The 18980-nt window shown below is 35.3% G+C and carries 17 protein-coding genes and 2 pseudogenes; 8 read left to right on the top strand and 11 right to left on the bottom strand.

Annotated features, from left to right (window positions below; all coding sequences use genetic code 11):
* Positions 1–634 precede the first annotated feature (634 nt).
* A complete protein-coding gene (locus ACPK8D_RS10620) occupies positions 635–853 on the bottom strand; it encodes a hypothetical protein (protein ID WP_424717823.1) in 219 nt (72 codons plus the stop codon).
* A 221-nt stretch (positions 854–1074) separates the two neighbouring features.
* Positions 1075–1551, bottom strand: coding sequence for a DUF3795 domain-containing protein (locus ACPK8D_RS10615; protein ID WP_424717822.1), 477 nt, complete (start codon positions 1549–1551; stop codon positions 1075–1077).
* Positions 1552–1671: 120 nt separating this feature from the next.
* Between ACPK8D_RS10615 and ACPK8D_RS10610 the strand changes: the two are divergent.
* Positions 1672–2010: pseudogene (locus tag ACPK8D_RS10610) on the top strand (IS6 family transposase); the annotation flags it as partial.
* A gap of 88 nt (positions 2011–2098) precedes the next feature.
* Here ACPK8D_RS10610 and ACPK8D_RS10605 read toward each other — a convergent pair.
* A complete protein-coding gene (locus tag ACPK8D_RS10605; RefSeq protein ID WP_424717821.1) occupies positions 2099–2293 on the bottom strand; it encodes a hypothetical protein in 195 nt (64 codons plus the stop codon).
* 110 nt (positions 2294–2403) lie between these two features.
* Positions 2404–3654, bottom strand: a complete 1251-nt coding sequence (locus ACPK8D_RS10600; protein WP_424717820.1) for a PLP-dependent aminotransferase family protein — start codon at positions 3652–3654, stop codon at positions 2404–2406.
* Between the two features lie 520 nt (positions 3655–4174).
* Here ACPK8D_RS10600 and ACPK8D_RS10595 point away from each other — a divergent pair.
* Positions 4175–5005 (top strand): sensor histidine kinase, encoded by an 831-nt coding sequence (locus ACPK8D_RS10595; protein ID WP_424717819.1) that lies wholly within the window; start codon positions 4175–4177, stop codon positions 5003–5005.
* A 386-nt stretch (positions 5006–5391) separates the two neighbouring features.
* Here the strand turns inward: ACPK8D_RS10595 and ACPK8D_RS10590 are convergent, their stop codons facing one another.
* The gene (locus tag ACPK8D_RS10590) at positions 5392–7809 is read right to left on the bottom strand and encodes a hypothetical protein (RefSeq protein ID WP_424717818.1); all 2418 of its coding nucleotides are present in this window, start codon (positions 7807–7809) and stop codon (positions 5392–5394) included.
* Between the two features lie 263 nt (positions 7810–8072).
* On the opposite strand from ACPK8D_RS10590, the pseudogene ACPK8D_RS10585 reads away from it, so the two are divergent.
* From ACPK8D_RS10585 to ACPK8D_RS10570, 4 genes and pseudogenes are all read left to right on the top strand, one after another.
* Positions 8073–9185 (top strand): annotated as a pseudogene (locus ACPK8D_RS10585) (IS1 family transposase).
* Between the two features lie 329 nt (positions 9186–9514).
* Positions 9515–10204 carry a hypothetical protein gene (locus tag ACPK8D_RS10580; protein ID WP_424717817.1) on the top strand — a complete coding sequence of 230 codons (690 nt, stop codon included), beginning with the start codon at positions 9515–9517 and terminating at the stop codon, positions 10202–10204.
* 1384 nt (positions 10205–11588) lie between these two features.
* Positions 11589–12185, top strand: coding sequence for an NACHT domain-containing protein (locus ACPK8D_RS10575; RefSeq protein WP_424717816.1), 597 nt, complete (start codon positions 11589–11591; stop codon positions 12183–12185).
* Positions 12186–12419: 234 nt separating this feature from the next.
* Positions 12420–12962, top strand: a complete 543-nt coding sequence (locus tag ACPK8D_RS10570) for a cysteine hydrolase family protein (RefSeq protein ID WP_424717815.1) — start codon at positions 12420–12422, stop codon at positions 12960–12962.
* A 475-nt stretch (positions 12963–13437) separates the two neighbouring features.
* Here the strand turns inward: ACPK8D_RS10570 and ACPK8D_RS10565 are convergent, their stop codons facing one another.
* Positions 13438–13722 (bottom strand): non-histone chromosomal MC1 family protein, encoded by a 285-nt coding sequence (locus tag ACPK8D_RS10565; protein WP_424717881.1) that lies wholly within the window; start codon positions 13720–13722, stop codon positions 13438–13440.
* A gap of 659 nt (positions 13723–14381) precedes the next feature.
* On the opposite strand from ACPK8D_RS10565, the gene ACPK8D_RS10560 reads away from it, so the two are divergent.
* A complete protein-coding gene (locus ACPK8D_RS10560) occupies positions 14382–15011 on the top strand; it encodes a hypothetical protein (protein ID WP_424717814.1) in 630 nt (209 codons plus the stop codon).
* A gap of 106 nt (positions 15012–15117) precedes the next feature.
* Here ACPK8D_RS10560 and ACPK8D_RS10555 read toward each other — a convergent pair whose 3' ends face one another.
* The 5 genes from ACPK8D_RS10555 to ACPK8D_RS10535 all read right to left on the bottom strand — a co-directional run bounded on the left by ACPK8D_RS10555 (position 15118) and on the right by ACPK8D_RS10535 (position 18710).
* Positions 15118–15549: a hypothetical protein gene (locus tag ACPK8D_RS10555; RefSeq protein WP_424717813.1), complete on the bottom strand. Its 432-nt coding sequence runs from the start codon at positions 15547–15549 to the stop codon at positions 15118–15120.
* A 54-nt stretch (positions 15550–15603) separates the two neighbouring features.
* A complete protein-coding gene (locus ACPK8D_RS10550) occupies positions 15604–16002 on the bottom strand; it encodes a hypothetical protein (protein WP_424717812.1) in 399 nt (132 codons plus the stop codon).
* Between the two features lie 346 nt (positions 16003–16348).
* Complete coding sequence (locus ACPK8D_RS10545; protein ID WP_424717811.1) at positions 16349–17965, bottom strand: HEPN domain-containing protein; 1617 nt, start codon at positions 17963–17965, stop codon at positions 16349–16351.
* Positions 17966–18211: 246 nt separating this feature from the next.
* Positions 18212–18433, bottom strand: a complete 222-nt coding sequence (locus tag ACPK8D_RS10540) for a pentapeptide repeat-containing protein (RefSeq protein ID WP_424717810.1) — start codon at positions 18431–18433, stop codon at positions 18212–18214.
* Entirely contained in the window at positions 18411–18710 is a 300-nt protein-coding gene (locus tag ACPK8D_RS10535; RefSeq protein WP_424717809.1) for a pentapeptide repeat-containing protein, read from the bottom strand. Before ACPK8D_RS10535 ends, ACPK8D_RS10540 begins: the two co-directional genes overlap by 23 nt.
* A gap of 77 nt (positions 18711–18787) precedes the next feature.
* Between ACPK8D_RS10535 and ACPK8D_RS10530 the strand changes: the two genes are divergently transcribed.
* On the top strand, positions 18788–18937 hold the full coding sequence (locus tag ACPK8D_RS10530) for a hypothetical protein (protein ID WP_424717808.1): 150 nt from the start codon (positions 18788–18790) through the stop codon (positions 18935–18937).
* Positions 18938–18980: the final 43 nt, after the last annotated feature.

The raw sequence follows: 18980 nt of genomic DNA, 5'->3' as shown, positions 1-18980 counted from the left end.
GTAGATCAGAAATTAAAATATATTTTGGGGCTCAGCTCCGTTTTCAAATTTTAGTTACGGTAAATAGCCTGAATCCGTACCTTTGGGTCAAAGCCCTCAGGTTTTTTTTTGCGTTGGATGGTGCGGTAATCGGGGTAATACCAGCGTCGTTTAAATGAGACGCAAAGTAGTTAACTTATTCAAGGGAGAAATCTTGAAATCAGTATCAAGAGGACCAAATATAATCAATATTTAGACGTTATCAGTATCAATTTAATTTTAAGTTTTTGAGAAATATGCTATTGAGAAGAAAAATAAAAATATTCTTATATTCATCGGTCGAAAAAATAAAAAATATGAAGAGATGGGTAGCATTACGAATTCTCAGTATAAGCTAGTTATTTTGCGTCTCATTTAAGTAACGCTGGTATTACCCCCTACCCCCAGGGGTGGACCTGCTCCCAGGCTTTAACGGCCTCCCACTGGGCTTTTGCCACAGCCTGGTCTGACCATCTATGACAAAGATCTTTGTTTCCTGGAATCTGGGGCCACACTCAAGAACTTCTAGTCTTCTTCGGAGTTCTGCAGCTGTTACCATATTACAGGCTCCAAGTTTACAGAGTCCCGGCTGCGATTTTCATAACGCTTTAACAATTTATGGCTCTAAGCCTTCTGTCAGAATCTTCAGTTCTTCTGTTAGCTCTTCTAGTTCGGTCTGCTCTTTATTGATCTTAGCTTTCAGTTTCTTTATTTTCTCTTCTTGGCCCAGGTCTTTCTTAGCCTTCTCAGGCTCCTGCTGGTGCAGGATAATATAAATCCTTTCCAGCTTGCGGAAGGCCCACAGAGGACAGGAGGTCCCTGGAATCGGCAACACCGGAAAATACTTCCTGGTCTGAGACTTCCAGTCTTTCCCCTATGAACTCTCAATAGGCCCTGATTTCTCAGCTTCCTGAAGGCCATGCACAATAATTACAATGCTTCAAGTTCAGAGCTTGATTAATTAGAAGGCGGTTGAGACGCTACTAATAAAAAATCATTAGTATAGTTATTATTTATTCCAGTAGAATCATGAGTCATTTAGTGAGCTTGAAATCATCATTCCTCGGAAATCTTTTCTGACCAGATGTATATGGTCTCTCTGTGGGCAGCCCATTCATCCAGACCATATTTTTTAATTTTCCTGATGTTGTTATGTGGGGCATTTCCATGGAATGGTCTAAGAAATTCAAAGTTATTACATGTTTCCAACTCTTTGCATGCCCAACAACCCTCAATTCCTTTTAAATTAACACATTTTGCAATCTCACATCCCTGTGCACACCCACCGCTTCCCGACCTGCAAGGGAGATCGCAATTTAATTTGCAGATAGCCTCCATAGCAGAGACCATTGCTTCGTAATTCCCAAGTTCCTTAACATCCTTCTGTTTGACCTTCACATAGTTTTCGTATTTTACTTTCCTTAACTCATTTAATAGTTGTGAGGCTAAATCAGAGGTTTTGCTCATATATCGGATGCAATCCCCACAAAAAAGTCCGCAATATGCCGTCAGTTCATTATCTTGCTGTTTCATGTTCCCCTCATTCTAGTTACGATCACCTGGAGAAAAAAACCATAGTGGATGTTCTGGTTCCGTTGCAAAAAAATATGAGATCGATACTATAAAATAAATAGGAATTTAGGAGTGTATGGTATGCCGATAAATGCCTTTAAATGGAAACACTTTGTAGGAGAAATCATCTTGCAAACAGTAAGATGGTACTTAAAATATCCATTGAGCTATAGAAATTTAAAGGAAATGATGGCAGAAAGAGGAATAAAAGTCGACCATACAACAATCATGAGATGGGTACATCAATATTCACCTGAAATAGAAAAGAAGATAAGAAGGCATTTAAGACCAACAAATGATTCATGGAGAGTTGATGAAACCTATATCAAAGTAAAAGGTAAATGAAAATATCTTTACCGAGCAGTTGACTCAGATGTAGACACAATTGATTTCACGTTAAGTTCAAAACGAGATAGAAAGCTTCGCATACCACTAGAAAAGGACTTCCTTGAGCTTTTTGAAGTAAAAAAATCAGATCTTGATCTAGAATAACGTTCCCGTAAAGACCTTAAACCGAAACATCAAGACCACAATCTGGGGGGAGCAGAACTACTGTGGTCTGAGGATGTTTTCTCCTATAAGCTTCACTCCCTTTTTCGGCAGGACTGTCCTTTGCTCCCAGAATAAGCGGTGGGGATGGAGGTATGATTTCTTCCGTCCTTTCCGTATAGGGGTTTCCAGCTAATAATACAATCGTTTTCATAAAAGTACTGTATTTTTGCTATAATATGGCTGGAACTGTGGAAAGGAGATTAAGACTCCCTGCAAAATGCAGTTGTTTTAAGGGGAAAAAATACTGCATTTTGAGAAGGCTCATGAGTTTCTTTTTATCGGAGTCTTAAGGAAAGCTTGGGTGCCGAAAGAAAGCTGGTGCGCTGCTTTTCCAAGACGCTTAATGCCTTCTTCTATCGTGGCTTCGTCAACACAGGAGAAACTCAACCGCATAGTGGAAACATCGTTCTTTCCTATGTAAAAGGGATGTCCCGGAACAATACACACGCCGTCTTTGACAGCCATTTCGAAAAGCTTCATAGATGAAACGTTGTTTGGCAAAGTTGCCCAGAGAAACATACCTCCTTCTGGATTCGTACACTTAACAGATTCCGGAAAGTGCCGAGCAATAGCTTCTATCATGGCTTGTTTCTGCGCAGCATATTGCTTCACGATCTTGGCAATATGCGCTGCAGGATCATTGTTAATCAAATACTGGTGGAGGACGCGCTGCGAGAATGAATTTGTATGAAGGTCAGCCGCCTGCTTGGCGATCACCATCTTGTCAATAATGGGTTTTGGAGCAACGACCCATCCTAAGCGAAAAGCAGGAACAACGATTTTTGAAAACGTTCCCAATAGAATAGTGTTCTCGGGAGCAAGATTCATGAATGACGTTTTGGGCCGCCCCGAGAAGCGCAATTCTCCATAAGGATCATCTTCCACGAGAAAAGTTTTGGTGCCGCGGATAACTTCAGCAATCTCTCTGCGATTTTCTTCCGGATAAGAAATACCCGTGGGATTTTGAAAGTTTGGGATTATGTACATCAGCTTCACACTTTGTGAAAAAGCATCCTTTAGCCGATCCACGTTCATTCCTTTCTCCGAAATAGGGATTGTAATAAACTGAGGGCGAAAAAGAGAAAATGCCTGAATAGCGCCAAGGTACGACGGCTCTTCCAAAACAACCCGATCGTTTTCATTAATAAGAACTTTCGCCAATAGATCCATGGCCTGCTGCGATCCGCAGGTTATCAAGATGTTCTCGGGCGAAACATGAAGAACGCCTCGCTCTTTATAGTGCTCGGCAATATATTCTCGAAGCTCAAATAAGCCTTCCGTATTGCTATACTGCAAGACATCGGGGCCATAAAGACTGAAAACCTTATCACATGCCTTGCGTAATTCTTCTACAGGGAAGAGGTCTTTGTTAGGAAGGCCTCCAGCGAAGGAAATCATTCCTGGAGCAATGGCAACTTCTAAAATCTCGCGAATAAAAGATTGGGGAGTTTCCATTATACGTTCGGCAAAGACGTCATCAAAAACAAATTTCTGTGAATTCTTTTCGGTCATATAAATCACTTCTTATCCTCTATTAGGCTCAATGGAAGCATAGCTGTCACCAAGTGCAAAGTAACTTCTATTATCAACTAGCAATAATCTCAATCGGAATTCACTTTTCCATATCAAGATTAAAATGTCCATATAGATTAATGTGGCTATAAATGGCAGATGAATCTAAATCGTAAATTCTGCACCATCCAGTTTTCAGGCAAAATTTTCCTTTATACCTGACTCAGAAAAAGAACCAGAGAAAGAAGAATATCCAGGCACATTATAGGGGTCATTATCAAAACTGCAGTTATAACCTTTGTGTTTACCTACATCATTTTTTCAATTATTCATATGTAAAGCTGGAAGTTCTCCAGCTGCAAAGACGGCAGTTACCTTTGCAGGTTGTTACCTTTGCAGTTGCTGTCCTGAGATCGGTAGTTTTCTCTTTGGCTTTGACCTTGGGGGACCTCAGAAGTATTGCCTGAAGTTCTTTCTTTGAGTATCTTCAAAATTTTAAGCTTTGATTATCGGACCTGGCTTGTTCTGGAAAGTACTCCGAAAAGTGGCCGCAGGAGAGGCTCTAAGATCAAAAATAAGGTGCCCCCTGGTATATGATATTACTGAGAAAAAGGATATTGAAGCAGCTCTAGAAAAAATTGAGATTGCCCGCCAGAAGGAGCTTCACCACAGAATTAAAAACAACCTTCAGGTTATATCTTCCCTCCTGGATCTTACGGCTGAGAGGTTCAATAATAGAGAGTGTATTCAGGATTCTGAAGTCCTTAAAGCTTTCAAAGAAAGCCGGGACAGAGTTATATCTATGGCTCTGATACACGAGGAACTATACAAAGGTAAAGGGTTCGAAACTTTGAACTTCTCGCCCTATATTGAGGAACTTGCTGAGAACCTTCTACAGACTTATGCGGTCGGAAATCTCAATATTAACTTAAAGATGGATCTGGATAAAAATGCATTCTTTGATATGGACACTGCAATTCCTTTAGGAATAATTGTCAATGAACTCATTTCCAATTCTCTCAAATATGCATTTCCCGATAGAAAAGAAGGAGAAATCCGGATAGAATTACACAAAGAAGAAAACGGAGTATGTACAAAAAGCATAAACGAAGACTGTAGGATTACCAATTTCGTTCTGACCGTTTCAGATAACGGCGTGGACATACCTGAAAACTTCGATATGGAAAATCTTGACACTCTTGGCATGCAGCTGGTAACTTCCCTTGTAGACCAGTTAGATGGCGAGCTTGAACTGAAGAGGGATAATGGGACAGAATTCGCCGTGCGTTTTACGGTAACAGAAAAAGAGGATCAGACATCAGCGCCAGCAATCATACAATTGATTGAATAATATCATTTATACTGAGCTCACCCCAAAACTTGATTTAACTCCATTATTGCTGCTAACATTACAACTCCCATGTATGATATTTCTTTGATTTCATATCTTGGAAATACTTTCTTGCATGACTTTATCCAGCAGAAGAACCTCTCTATTGCACTTTTCTTTTTGTATTCTTCCTGATCTACCTTTATTGGTCTTCCTCTCTTCTTTTTCTTCTGATTTCTTTTGTTTACTGGTATATTGGACTTTATTCAGAGTCTGGTCTTGTAGGAGTTCGTGCGTTCGAATCGAACTCCCAAGTTATAAAAAGTAGTCGATTTCAATAGGATATTGAGATTTTATCTGCTGATTTATAGAACGAAGAAGAGAAAGAGTTAAAATAAGAGTTTGTCTTACGCTAATTTTTCAAATTCTTCTTTAACATATATCAATAACAAAATTCCTTTAATCCTTTGGGGATTCTTCTCTTTTAAATCAACTCTACAATCCTTTGTCTCTCCTGGAGTTAGTAAAAATTTATTCGTATTTAAGCGCAATGGCTCTTTCAATCTGTGGTCATCACTTTCTTCAATAACTTGAATATATATCTCGCTGACAAATTCTAGACTATTACTCTCAGAATTTTTATTCTTTATTTCTATAATTATATATTTCGAACCTTCTTTATTCTCTAAATAGTTGATATTCTTGATTTCAACAGGATAAGCTCCAGATGATTTCATCGACGACATACATAAATTTATTGAATTTATTGATCGAAGTTTTTGAAATTCTAGATCTATGTAAGGTTCACATGTTTCATATGCTTCTATCATTGCTCCACATAAATCAGAAAAGTCAATTTTTTCGCCATTATCAAAGACTCCTGTTGAATAGTAATATTTTCTTCTCCCACTTCCAAGAAGTTCGTAGTAGGAATCTGTAGCGAGGCACTCCGTTTTCGTGTAGTAGCATATTCCTCTAGGGTCGTAATACTTATTTTCGTCTTTCAAAAATATTTCTCTGGTTATCCATAAAGGTCTTTGGCCTTTATTAAGTACTGCAAATTCCAAATCCCAAATATAATTAGATTGCTGCTTTTCCACCTTTTTGTATCTAACTTTATTTACTACAACTTCGAGATCTTTGTTTTCGAATTCAAAGTCTATACTTCCAATGTGTATATTTTCCTTATTGTTAGATCCAGGATCAAAAAGGTATGAATCTATAAAAAACGTAGATCCTTTCTTGGTTAAACTAACTTCTATTTCGTCTTTATTTATCGTTTCATACTCTGCATATCCCCTATCGTATAGTAATTTTATGTAAAAATCCATATATTTAGATCTGAATGCGTTTTCTTTTGAAATTTTTATGGCCAAAACCGAAGATGATGACTTCAAAAGGTTAACAATCTCTCTTAATTTATCATCCTTTAGTGCTACTACCATTGTACCTAATAATGGGTGCCTATACTCTATATTTTCACCCATTAAATTTTCTCCTATTTTCTCAATTTCTAAGAATGGACGTGTTACTACTCTACTTCCAACATCCAAATCATCATCCATGTTTGATTTGATACTCCATTCCCATTTGACGTCCCCATATTCTCTGTAAAATAAAAACTCACGGTCAGTTAAAATTATTTCATGCATGCTTCTATTATAGGTTATTAGCATCGGAGAGATCTTATTTTCAGATTGTAAAATCTCCAACTCTTCTAACGTACTTTTTAAATCTTCTTCAGTTATCGTTTTGTCAAAATACCGAATTCTTTGGTGGAGTTCTCTGCGATGAATTCCATTTAATAAGCTCTTGTTGTCAAATTCTGTTATTGCTCTGAAAATTTGATAGAAACAGCAGTTTGTGTAATTATTGAAAGGCCTCGATTTAAATACATTTTCAATTCTCTCGTATCGTTTGGCCATTTCCTTTATTAGAGATGTTATCGCTATATTTAATGAATTATAGTTTGAAAGTATTTTGCATTCTTCTTGCGTTTTTAATATGTTTTCGATGAAACAAAGTTTTTCTGCAATTCTTGAAACTAATCCGACATTATGAAAAGAACATTTAATAATTCTCTCAGTTAAATTGTTAGAAAAAGTTATGTTAAGTGCTTCTGCTCCTTTCGCAAGAACAAGATTTAACTCTGGATCAGTCCATGTAATATTAATTTCGTCAACTCTTCCTAATAAGTCCCCATTATAATATGAAAGAATATTTTGCTCTTCCCAAACACCACTTATCAAAACAAAAGTGTGATTCTCAAAAAAAGCTTTCAGATCAAAGGCAAATTCTTCTTTTGTAAGTTCTGAGAGGTAATGAAAATCTTCTAGAACAAGTTTTTTATTTTCTTCAAATAATTTTTTTGATATATATTGGATATTTTTTTCGTATCCACTTGTGTATTGATAAGAACATGATCTTTCGACTGAATCTGTCCCTTCGACCTCTCCTTTTAATAAAAATTTTCCAATTAATGAGCAACCTGCTTCTAATTTTGCTGCCAAACTATTTTTTGTAGAGTTAATTTTTTTTTCATCACTTACGTTAGGTACGGGTTTATTTAGTACTTCGAGTATATGTTGAAGTATGTTCTCGCAGGTCATGGAAGGAATGCATTGAATGATTGTACACTGGGAGTCAGACAATACCTTTTTTCTTAGGCACGATTTCCCTTGCTTGGAACTGCCATAAATTACAATGTGCTTTTGAGTTGATAATAAATATTTAAATTTCTCATCAAGATGTGATCTGTCCACATATGTGTATTTGGGCAAGTCGCATCCGATTCCAAAAACTTGAGCCAAGCTGACAGTGTTCATTTATTCCTCAACAAAGATAGAACTATTCCATTTTATATAAGATCGAGTTTTATATTATGTAGTTCAAATCTATTTAGTGTCTCAATGTGATTCATATAAAACTTTTGGTTTTTTCTTGGAATTGCTCTTTTAAGGGCAGAGGTCATTAATATGATCCCGAGCATAGGCTAAATTCTCCTCTTGAGTTTCTGGCTTTTCTTAGTTATTGATGGTCAATTTGTATTTGATTGATATTATATAGTAGTAATTGGATCTGTATTCTTATGGGGAAAAGAGGTCCAAAACCACAATTTACTGACGTTGCATGTCCTAATAAAGACTGCAAGCTCTACGGTCTTACTGGTCAAGGCAATGTTGTTGGAAAGGCAATGTTGTTGGAAATGGTACTTACATAAGCCGTGGAGAAAAAACAAGAAGATATCGTTGCCACGAATGCGGCAAAGCATTTTGCGACCACAACGGCACTTTTTATCACGATCTTCGTAAAGATGAGCAAGTTATCGGTTTAGCTTTAAAAATGTCTATGAAAGGAATGAGCGTTCAAGCCATTGCCGATGTTTTAGTGATACAACCTGCCAGTCTAAAGCGATGGTTAGCCCGTGCAGCTGAACAATGCGATAAAGTAAATGATACTATGATGAAGAACGTGGAAGTGTCAAAGGTAGAAATGGACGAATTATGGGTGATAATCCAAAAAAATAGTTCCAAGAATGAAAAATTATGAAGATGATGGCCCCTAGATGTGGGTAGCTTTTGTACCAGGTTGTAGGCTGATACTTGATTTTGTAATAGGTCCAAGAAAACAGTATGTTGCAGATAAGCTTGTTGAGCTGGTTAATAAACATCTTTCAGAAAAAATCCCTGTTTTTGTCACAGATGGACTGAAATTTTATAGAGAATCTCTTTTAAAACAATTTTGAGTTTTGGAAGAGTTCCCAGCTACTGGGAAAAGAGGAAGACCTAAGAAACCAGCAATAATGCCTGATCAAGATTTAAAATATGCTCAGGTTGTCAAAAGCAAACAGGGAGGAAAACTTCACAAAATCGAAAAAAGAGTTATCTTTGGTCAAAATGTAGATCAAAATGAAATCTCAACAAGTTTACTTGAGAGACAGAATCTGACTTTTAGACAGGATAATAATAGAATTTCAAGAAAAACAATAGGATTTTCAAAGAAAGTTAAAGGGCTATACAACCAAATGAGGCTTTACTATACTCATTTTAACTTTTGTAGAGAGCACAGAGGATTAACAAAAGAAAGGGAATGGGGGGACTTGAAAGAAAAGGCACCAGCAGAGGAATCTGGAATTACTAATAAGAAATGGAAATTAACAGAGTTGTTAAATTACAGGTGCCTCAAAACATCAACTAATTAACTAGGGAGCACCAAAATTTTAATTCTTAATATTGTCAATAATTTATATGACATATTGAAAAAAGAATACTTTTCTAATTTATAATGAGAAAATAAAAAGAAAATAATTCTTATGTTTTAATGACAATCTGTGTGAATACCATGTATAAGGAACATATAGCGTTTGAAACTCCTACAGACTCCACTGTAATTTGGAGGTATATGGATTCTGAAAGATTCGAGTTTCTATTAGAATAGCAAGCCATTTATTTTGCAAATTTTAAATGTTTTAAGGATCATTTAGAAGGATGCAATCCATTTGGCAACTGGAAACATTTCTATAATGTTCTCATGCAGCGCAGAGGGTACGATACAGAAAATCCAGATAATCCAGTGTTGGCATTAGAGTTAGTAAATCGAATAGAAATGCACTTTAAGAAAAATTTTTATAAGCCTGGCCCTTTTGAAGAATGGAAACTTATCTATGACAGTACCAGTCAAGGTAGAAACAACGATATAGAGTTGTTATTAGAGCTAATAGAACTGATGGAAGCATATATATCTTTCCAATATTTGATCGGGGGTCATTTTATAAATTGCTGGCATCAGAATGAATGCGAATCTGGTAAGATGTGGGAAGAATATACTCAAAAGGGTGAAGGAATTTGCATTAAGTCAAATATTAAAAGATTAAAAGAATGTTTCGCTGAAGATGAGAAACACGAAGTTAAAATTGGAACAGTAAGTTATATTGATTATTCTACCGATTATCTGCCTCCCGACAAAAATATGCATTATATTTTTACACATAAGGACAAAGAGAAGTGCGGATATGAGAATGAAGTCAGAGCATACGTTTTGATGAAAGGTAGAGAGTATCGTGATAAAAAATGTATTTGTGTACCGGTTTCTCTCGACATTCTAATTGAAAAAATTTATATATCACCAATAGCAGACGAACAGCTCTTAAATTCCGTGAAGTCGATAACAGAAAAATATGATCTAAAAAAAGAGATAATTTTATCTGATTTACATAATTAATATTCTGTCTCCTTCAAAATATCTTATCAGCTAGAATAAAGCTCTCCATTGCACATATAGCCCCTACTATTTTTTCTAATTATATTCTTTTCTTATCAATCGCAGAATAGAAAGATGATGTGAGGAAGAACCAATCACCGTAGCCGCCTACAGGTTTTGTTGTTTGCATTGGTTTTACGCAAACATTCAATAAGCTGTCAAACTTTACAATTTTTGTATAGATGAGTTCGTGAGATCTCCTTGACATCAAAAACGTATCAGATTTACTGAGGTTGCCCGTTATGCACGTATCTCGACAACCTGAATCGATATCAGAAAAATAAGTTTATGTAGGGGTAGGTTCCCGGGGGTGTGAGTTTGGTTACTCATCTATCCAAATTAATATTAAAAAGAAAGTTAGGTCGTCTGTTTGTATTCAGTTGTTATTATTCAAACGTAATCGAAATAACATATACCCTCATCTTTTCCCATGACTTTGGCGTGTTTAGATCACCGTGTCGCAGAAGCATCAAAACGCGATCAAAAGTCACGTTGGGTATTTTATACTGAAAACATCAACCCTGTATCAGTGGACGACCTAATTTTAAACATATGTGATATTATTTGAGTTCTCTCAGTCATATACCATTCTGGAGGCATTTCGCAGTACTATTTTAGAGGCTTTAGATGTAATTTTTTGAGAAAATAAAGGTTTATATTCCTTTTATACTTTCAAAGCATTTTTATCAATTTTGGCAAAATTTCATATCTCTGATTATATATTATATTTGTACATCTCTATATAGTTTCAAATTTATTTATAAGTGACCTTACAAAATGCTTAAGGATAAAACTCAATAAATTTTGACCTTGAACTTTCTTTCAAGTGTATAAGTCCTAAAGAATCTAATCTTAATTTGGTAGTGAAAATGAAAATTTCAGAACATAAACCATTTTTGGTTTATCTGCTCGCAGTTATAGTCTCCGTACTAGTATTAGTTAGGACTTACGCAGTTGAACTGAAAAACAGCAATAGTAAACTCTTAACTGTATAAACCTCAATTAACTTGATGAAGCTGCTTGTATTTGATTTTGTACTTCAAGTGCGTAAGTCCTATTAGTATTAGCTAATATTTATATAATATTTCCAGCCTCCATCCCATTATGTACGGCTATTATTACTGCAACCTTCAGTTATTATAACTCAAAAAGGTCGCAGAAAAATCAAATTGAAATTGAAGACTCGCGTGAAGATGAAAAAGAAATAAATCAAAAAATCTCCACCTACCTCCGGAAAGAGAAAGAAGATCTTTTTAACAACATTTCACCGGGTTCCACTAAACTATTAATTAGAGAAATTGTAGAAAATGATAAATTATTCATATCACCCCCTTGGGCAAATTATATGGGCACTGTCCGGTCTGGAAAACTTGTAGAATACTTGGTATCTGCTCTATCTTTAGGCAAAAAAATTCTATTACTAGGTGATCCCGGACAAGGAAAGACCACAATTTTTAAGCGAGTCTTCGCAGTTATGGTGGATAGTTTTGTGTGGGAATCAAGTAATATAATGCCTGTATACATCCCTCTCCGCGATTTTGCATATTCAGCGGATAATAATGGTAGAACATTATTAAAATTGTGGGAGCATTTGCACACCAAACCAAGCAATCCACTTCCACTTACTTATGATCAGTTTACTTCACGACGGGAAAAAAATTGCATTGTTTTTCTATTTGATGGCTTAGATGAGATGGTTATGGAGATTAGCCAGTGTTCAATAAATGAAAGTGTGCATAGTGATATCTTTGATCTCCCATCAGTTTTGTCTTGTAGAAAGAATTTCTATGAACTCAATATATCTGAATCAATAATACAACAACACTATCTGGAAAAAATAGAGTTGTTGCCATTGGAATTTGACTCGGTGAAGGAATATATTGTCACGTTCTGCAATAACAAGAGAGTTGAGAAAGATAATATCTCTGAGAGCGTGTCTTAAATTAAAATGAATTGCACAACTGAGATAGAATTCATGATCTGAAAAAAGAATTAGGTGGAGTCTATCAGAAATTTAGATAACATAAAGTCATATGTACCCAATTTTCAGAAAAATTTATGATCTTATTCCAAACTAAACGTTTCCAATTACCAGTAGAGTTGATTTTAATTTTAAGACACTCCCTTAGTCTGAATAAACCGTCAAAAATATTAATATTGAAAACTCACTAGCTGTATGAAAGAAGCCCTTCTTCTTATTGATATCCAAAACGACTATTTTCCTGGCGGCAAAATGGAACTTGTCAGCATGGAAGAAGCAGCAAAAAAAGCAGGAGAACTCCTTAAAGCATTCCGTACTGCTGGTAAACCTGTTTTCTTTATTAAGCATATATCTACAAGATCAGACGCCACATTCTTTATACCCGGAACTCAGGGAACGAATATTCATTCGAGCGTGAGTCCTCTCCTAGACGAAACTGTCATTGAGAAGCATTTCCCTAACAGTTTTTTACAGACTGAACTCCTTTCAGTTCTTAAAGAACAGGAAGTAACTGACCTCATAATCTGCGGAGCAATGAGCCATATGTGTATAGATACAACTGTCAGGGCTGCAAAAGAGCTTGGATTTAAATGTACCTTGATAGCTGATGCCTGTGCTACCCGTAATCTTAAGTTCGGAGAAGAAATTTTGCCCGCGCAAACTGTTCATGCATCATTCATGGCGGCGTTGGACGGCATGTTTGCAGCTATCATGACTGCCGACGAATATCTTAATTAAATGCTACAATTTTCCTGTTCAATCGCATGAATCCCAATTATGTGATTAAGTTTAATTTTAAGCCATCCTCTTAGAGTACGTAGGAGAGTTGCTGACGAGAACCCATCAAGCTGCTTTTTTTCTACTGAATCCTGAATTGATAAGTAATTGTCATGCAATATTCCACCCTAAAAGACCGATTTTCATTTACTTTAGGAAAAAGTGTACAAGTGAGTACATTAATCTGATAAATTTTAAACGAACACTCAATGAACGCCTTCTGTAGTCCATATCCTTTGAATACTTATTGTTAGAATTAAAATGAATTTTTGCGGCAAAAAGTGCCTGAAAACCACATTGAAAGTGACTTTTATCTAATTACGCTTCTCACGTAAGGAACTCAAACGAAGGAACATAGGAGAAGAGAGACAGAAAAATAAAACGGCATATTTGAAAAGCCCATATTAAACCTATTTTCCTTTTATTTCCTTTATATTTATTCAATTGTCTCGATTTTCTCTTTTTTGACAAAGGGCTTGCTTATTTCCTCTGGCATCCAGCTAGGTTTATTTTCTGGGGCTTTAACGATTTCTTTCCATGCCTTGAACACTTGCACTTTCTTTGTACCACGTTCCCTGAGTCGGATAGTAATTGGTTCGGATTTTGTTCCGTTACATCTATTTGCAGCTTTCAGAGCAGCCTGTCTCGGTTGTTTTCCAGTGAAAACTCCATGCTCACTACCGTCTTCGTCGCGCAAAACAAAATTTCTCATGTCGGATATAATGGTCACCTCAAAAATAAGTTGCTAGATACTGATTATGTTCTTAAGTATATAAAAACTTTCTGAGTATGTTGCCGGATGTTATTAGTTTATGAAAAAAAACAAGTGCTGCATCACGTAACAGCCTTTTGTAAAGCTTTGCATCGGTAGTCGATGAGGTGGGAAATGTATGCAATCAAATAAAACTTTGTGTTAACCCTAGAATAAAAAGAGGACCAGAAAATAAGTTTAAAACAGAATTTTGATGTAGTGCATGGCGGTGCTAAACTTTTAATTACTGCTTATTTAAAAGCAGTCCTATCACATAGAGGAGTATAAGAAACTCCCCAAAGCTAAATGTTAGAACCAAATTTTGAAACTCTCCTATAATTTTATATTTTACTTGAGTCTGGTAAACGTTTTTCCAAGCGTTTCGTTGGTTCTTGGTGTGGAAAATATTGTTGCCGAGGCACAATGGTACAATATGTGAAATGAAAACAGATTGTCTGGTATCCATTCATGCCGACTTCTTGCACCACATCAAAAAGGAAATGCAATAAACCTATAAAAGAATAATGATTGTTAACATGTTTAGCAGTGTTTATTCAGCTTAAATTGATGAAAAGTTATTAATTTCGAAGGATATTTAAATTATTAATCAAAATAAATTATTAGTTAACATGGATTTTAATGAATCTATATGGTATACTCTTATTGCTCCGCTTATAGTTTTGATTTTATCTCCCTTGGCTACTTCCATAGGAAATGAAATACTTAAAAGAAAATGGAATTGGAAAGCTGCTTTGTATAACACTGTTATTTTATCTTTACTGCTGATAGTTTTTCCAATAACAGTTTTTTTTGAGTGCAGGCAGTTGGAAAAACAATGGAACTTTCTTCTTCCATATATCGAATATGTCTCCCCTTTTATTCTAAAAGCACTATCATGGTTTTTTCATGGACTTGTGATAATACTTGTGGTATTTTTTATTTTAATATTATTTGGTATAGGTTATTATTTCGCCAGTAATGGAAGAAATATTGACACGCTTCAAGAAGAGATAGAAGAGTTAGTTTACTTTAACATTGATGAACAAAGCGTTAAAACTTTAATATTGATCTTTTTACTAGCAACGATTGCTTTAGGGTATAAGCTTATTATAGGAGCTTTAAATGTGTCAACGTGGATTCATTATGAATGTATAATAATTCTTTTCATATTAACTAGTGGAGCTGCTTACTTCTATTCAAAAGGCGGCGGGGATATTGGAATGGTTCAGGAAAAGATACGAGAGCTTACCAAGAAATAAAATATGGAATTTTTTATTGTAATTCTTGCAGAAATTCTGAAAAAGTCACAGAATACACGACCATCTGCAGTTTAACTGTGACCTGCACAAAGATATTTGCATCGAGTCATAGCCTAAATGACTGAAAATTTGAATTATGTAATTTATAAGGTTGACTCTTCTCAAAATATTTTATAGTTTGATAAACTTCTTCGAAAATATCTTCGATTGAAGTATCGATTTGAGGTTCTATCCCTTTGATCTTGCTGTCTTTATCCGTTTTTAAGTCCCAGCAAATAACTCTGCAACCTTCCACCTTTTTATAAGTATTAGCCTTATTTTTACTACTACTTCTAAGTATCACAAACAGAAATTTTATGTTTTCATTTAACCGTTTCCACATTTCATAGTCAGCGTTGTAGGTTTTTAGCAAGCTTCTTTTTGTATAACTAGCCTTCAGTTCAATTATACAAATAGGTTCACCTGTCTCATAATTCATAATTAGTACATCTGGTTTTCTTTTTCTTCGTTCTCCTGGGACTGAAACCGAATCATTCAAAGTAATTTTTACTTTTTCGAACTTATTTTCTGGTGACCATAAGTCCGGCTTTGATCATAAGTAAGAGTTCAAAAGAAAGCTGAAGTCATCTTCAAAAAAGCCTCCGGTCCTGCTGTCTCCATTTATTCTCTCAGCTGCAAATGTCTCCGAGTGAGGGTTACTAAATTCACGAAAACGATCTATTACAAAATTTGTCAACAATTCCTCTTGCTCTACAATATTCCATTCTTTTCTCAGATTTCTTGCTAGATTTATAATGTCAATGTTCTCAAATTTGGGCTTATTCTCTAGTTTTTCCAATTGAGTACTTGTAGAGCATTTCTTTGGAACCTGTGTACGATTAGCTTGAATTAACTTGTCTACAGATTTTTCGAGATCGATCAAAACGTTATCAGGAAGTTTTTCAAGCTTTAAAATTAGATCATTACTGACCTTTATTTCATACACCCCCATTATACAAAATGGGTATAGAATATTTAACTGTTTCTCGTTCAAGAGTGTGAAATAAAGACAGAATGTAAGAGCAGTGTCATATATATAGCAATTTCCTAGTCTATCTGTGAGCCAATACCGAGATCCTCGAGCAGTTACAGGCTGTCCGACAATTACCTTCGGTAATAAAAGAATTCCTTCTTTTTTGATTTTAAAGGTCTTATCTGCTTTCTTTTTAGCACTTTTTTATTACTACCAATAATTGTCGGACAGCCTGAGTAAGGGCAGGGTTGGAGGTCAATAAGGAAATCAGTTTTAAAACTTTAGTCGGTTAATCGATTGAAATGGAAATATAAAAAGATGGATTTTATGGTTTCTTTTTAGAAATTAAAGCAAGACTTTCCACATTCAACTTATTTATTTTTCCTAAAGGCAAATTTATATTTTTTTCTGGAAATCCGATTACTGATCTATCGATATGCCTTCCTTCATATCCTAAAACTTTTAAGAACACTCTATGAAAAAGTGTTTGATAAGCACGAGTACACTTTTCCATCTTTTCAGATTCTTCAGCATTCATCTTATCGCTATGTGCCATAGAATGCCTAGAAGCTATGGCTTTATCTTCAATTGACCCAATTTCGAGTCCTATTTCTTCAAAAAAAGCTGCATACCGTTTAGTTAAAGACATTTGATTTGAATAACGTATTTTATTCAGTACCTGCTTTTTCAACTCCCCCATTTCTTGAGCTTTCAACGAGTGTCTTTTTTCTGGATCTAGACTTTTGTTCTTATTTTCAATATACTTATCAAGCTTTTCTTCAGCAATATTTAAACTTTCCTCAATTAGATCTTCAAATTCTTCATTGGGTATCCAGAGTGCTTTACTTTTTGATTTTTCACTCTTGAACCATTCTTCCTTTATGATTTCGAGAGCGCTTGAAAGAGCTGGAAGATTTGTTCCAAGTGGCATGTCTCTTGATATCCAATATTTCCATAGAGCTTCTTTCAACCTCATCTTGTCTCTTAAGCTTAAGTATTTTGGAACAAGATCGCACAGTAGTTCTTCAATTTTTCCTTCGTTTATTATAATTCCTAAATCAAACGGTGATAGTGTTATATCTTCACAAACGGATCTTGAGTATCCCACTCCCCAGGAAGGTTTTGCGAAAAACGTCAATGGCTGCCATTCATGATCATATTCTGTAAATCCAACATTCAGAAGTTGTGTACCTAACACAAAGCTAACTATTTCACTGATAGCCTCTCTTTTCTGACTATCGGGGATTGGACCAAAATCTTTTCTATATTCTATACATATATTTTTTGACCAGTCTGGACCAAAACCATTCAGTACTCTTGCAACTATAAATTTTATAGTATCAAAGGTTACGAGTGCAAACTCCCGATCCATCTCTGAAGACTCAATGTTTTGGATGCTTAATTCTATAGCTTTGTCCAGAGAAATATCAACCGTAACTCTTTTTCTCGCTGCTTTATCAGATCCGTTTTCTTGAAGTCTTAATGTCTCTCTTGGAAAAAGTACTCCATTGTTTGGTCCATTTATGTACCATTCTAATAAGCGAGACGCTTCATAATCACTGTTTTTTTCAATCTTTATTTCATATACTATAATATTAAGTGTTACTAACCTTTCAGAACTATTTCTTCCTCGGGAACCTATATGAGTTATATAACAGTTTTTTAACTCCACATTTGAACCATACTGATCTTTCCCTTTGAGATTAAACGGCTCTATACGTGAGCCAGGAGACGTTTTATAAAAACGCTTATAACATTCGGTATCTCTTCCTGCTAATGGTCCGTTTTCTTCTATAGCGGTTAAAACAGCTCTTATCTGGTAAGAATCAGTTCTATTGACTACTATACTTATAGAATTTTTTGGTATCCATTTATTTAGAGTTATTTCTTCAATTATAAGTGGTTCTTGGAGAACTTCCCATTCCAGATTATTGTCAGTCATTTCAAGCAATTCCTCACCAAGTTATTAAATAGAGAACGAATAATAAACTTTTTGAATTTATGTCTGCGCAAAACAAAAACCAATGAATCAATATGCTGCAATGAAGAAGAAAACTGAGTAAAAAGAGAATGGATATTAAGACCTATGCGTAGCATTCAGAAATTACTTGAAAAAATACTGAAGAGATCTTCTTTTAAAATAGTCACAATTTCAAATAAAAATTATGGGTACTCTTTTTGAAAAGCTCTAGATTTTTTCTTCTAATGAGGCAAAGATTTTGTCATCTAATTTAGCTTCATATAACATGCTCACTTTGGAAAGTTGTTCGATAGTTAAATTTTTAGCCCCTCTTAGATCTGCTTCATCAAATCGAGCTCCCTTAATGTTTGTGTTCTCGAAGTCAGTTACTTCAAGCTGAGATTTACAGAAATTAGCCACCTCAAGATTACTTTCTATAAAAAAGCCCATTTAAGATTTGTGTACGTAAGTTAGTATCTTCAAGATTAGCACGAAAAAAGCTACAGTTCTCAAGCTTAGCTTCTCTAAAATTAACTCCTACTGAATAAGCGTCCTGAAAGCTAGCTTCCTCAAGATCAGCTCCACCAAAACTAGCTCCTTCTAGATTAGCTTTCGTAAAATCGGCACTTCCAAGCTTAGCAGACCAGAAAATCGTTTTCCTAATTTCAATACAGATTTTAATAGTAGTGCTTGCTCTTCTTTTAGCGAGACTTATTATAAGAACCATTTGATATCAAATACTTTCAGTTAGCTCGGATATGCCTTTTAACTATTGCATTAGTGATGATTTCTGAGGATGTTTAAGTGGATACATCAGAGAAATATATCAAAATGTGTGAATCAGCTAAGGAAATTCAGCGGAAATGGATATTCCAATCCGGTGATTTTGTTTATAATCCTGCTTTTGAAGAAGTTGAGGTTTTACTCTATCCTGGGAATAATTCTATTAATTAATCTGGCTACCGAGACAGGATCAACTTCAAGAAATCTGTATCGC

It is taken from the genome of Methanosarcina sp. (genome assembly GCF_049706645.1).
Classification (GTDB): domain Archaea; phylum Halobacteriota; class Methanosarcinia; order Methanosarcinales; family Methanosarcinaceae; genus Methanosarcina.
This window is presented reverse-complemented; position numbering and strand designations above follow the sequence as displayed.

Coding starts and splice junctions, on each gene's coding strand:
- ACPK8D_RS10570 (WP_424717815.1), top strand. CDS start 12,420: ATGAAAGAAGCCCTTCTTCTTATTGATATCCAAAACGACTATTTTCCT.
- ACPK8D_RS10545 (WP_424717811.1), bottom strand. CDS start 17,965: ATGACTGACAATAATCTGGAATGGGAAGTTCTCCAAGAACCACTTATA.
- ACPK8D_RS10600 (WP_424717820.1), bottom strand. CDS start 3,654: ATGACCGAAAAGAATTCACAGAAATTTGTTTTTGATGACGTCTTTGCC.
- ACPK8D_RS10605 (WP_424717821.1), bottom strand. CDS start 2,293: ATGAAAACGATTGTATTATTAGCTGGAAACCCCTATACGGAAAGGACG.
- ACPK8D_RS10580 (WP_424717817.1), top strand. CDS start 9,515: ATGCAGCGCAGAGGGTACGATACAGAAAATCCAGATAATCCAGTGTTG.
- ACPK8D_RS10560 (WP_424717814.1), top strand. CDS start 14,382: ATGGATTTTAATGAATCTATATGGTATACTCTTATTGCTCCGCTTATA.
- ACPK8D_RS10550 (WP_424717812.1), bottom strand. CDS start 16,002: ATGGGGGTGTATGAAATAAAGGTCAGTAATGATCTAATTTTAAAGCTT.
- ACPK8D_RS10590 (WP_424717818.1), bottom strand. CDS start 7,809: ATGAACACTGTCAGCTTGGCTCAAGTTTTTGGAATCGGATGCGACTTG.
- ACPK8D_RS10615 (WP_424717822.1), bottom strand. CDS start 1,551: ATGAAACAGCAAGATAATGAACTGACGGCATATTGCGGACTTTTTTGT.
- ACPK8D_RS10535 (WP_424717809.1), bottom strand. CDS start 18,710: ATGGTTCTTATAATAAGTCTCGCTAAAAGAAGAGCAAGCACTACTATT.
- ACPK8D_RS10540 (WP_424717810.1), bottom strand. CDS start 18,433: ATGGGCTTTTTTATAGAAAGTAATCTTGAGGTGGCTAATTTCTGTAAA.
- ACPK8D_RS10575 (WP_424717816.1), top strand. CDS start 11,589: ATGGGCACTGTCCGGTCTGGAAAACTTGTAGAATACTTGGTATCTGCT.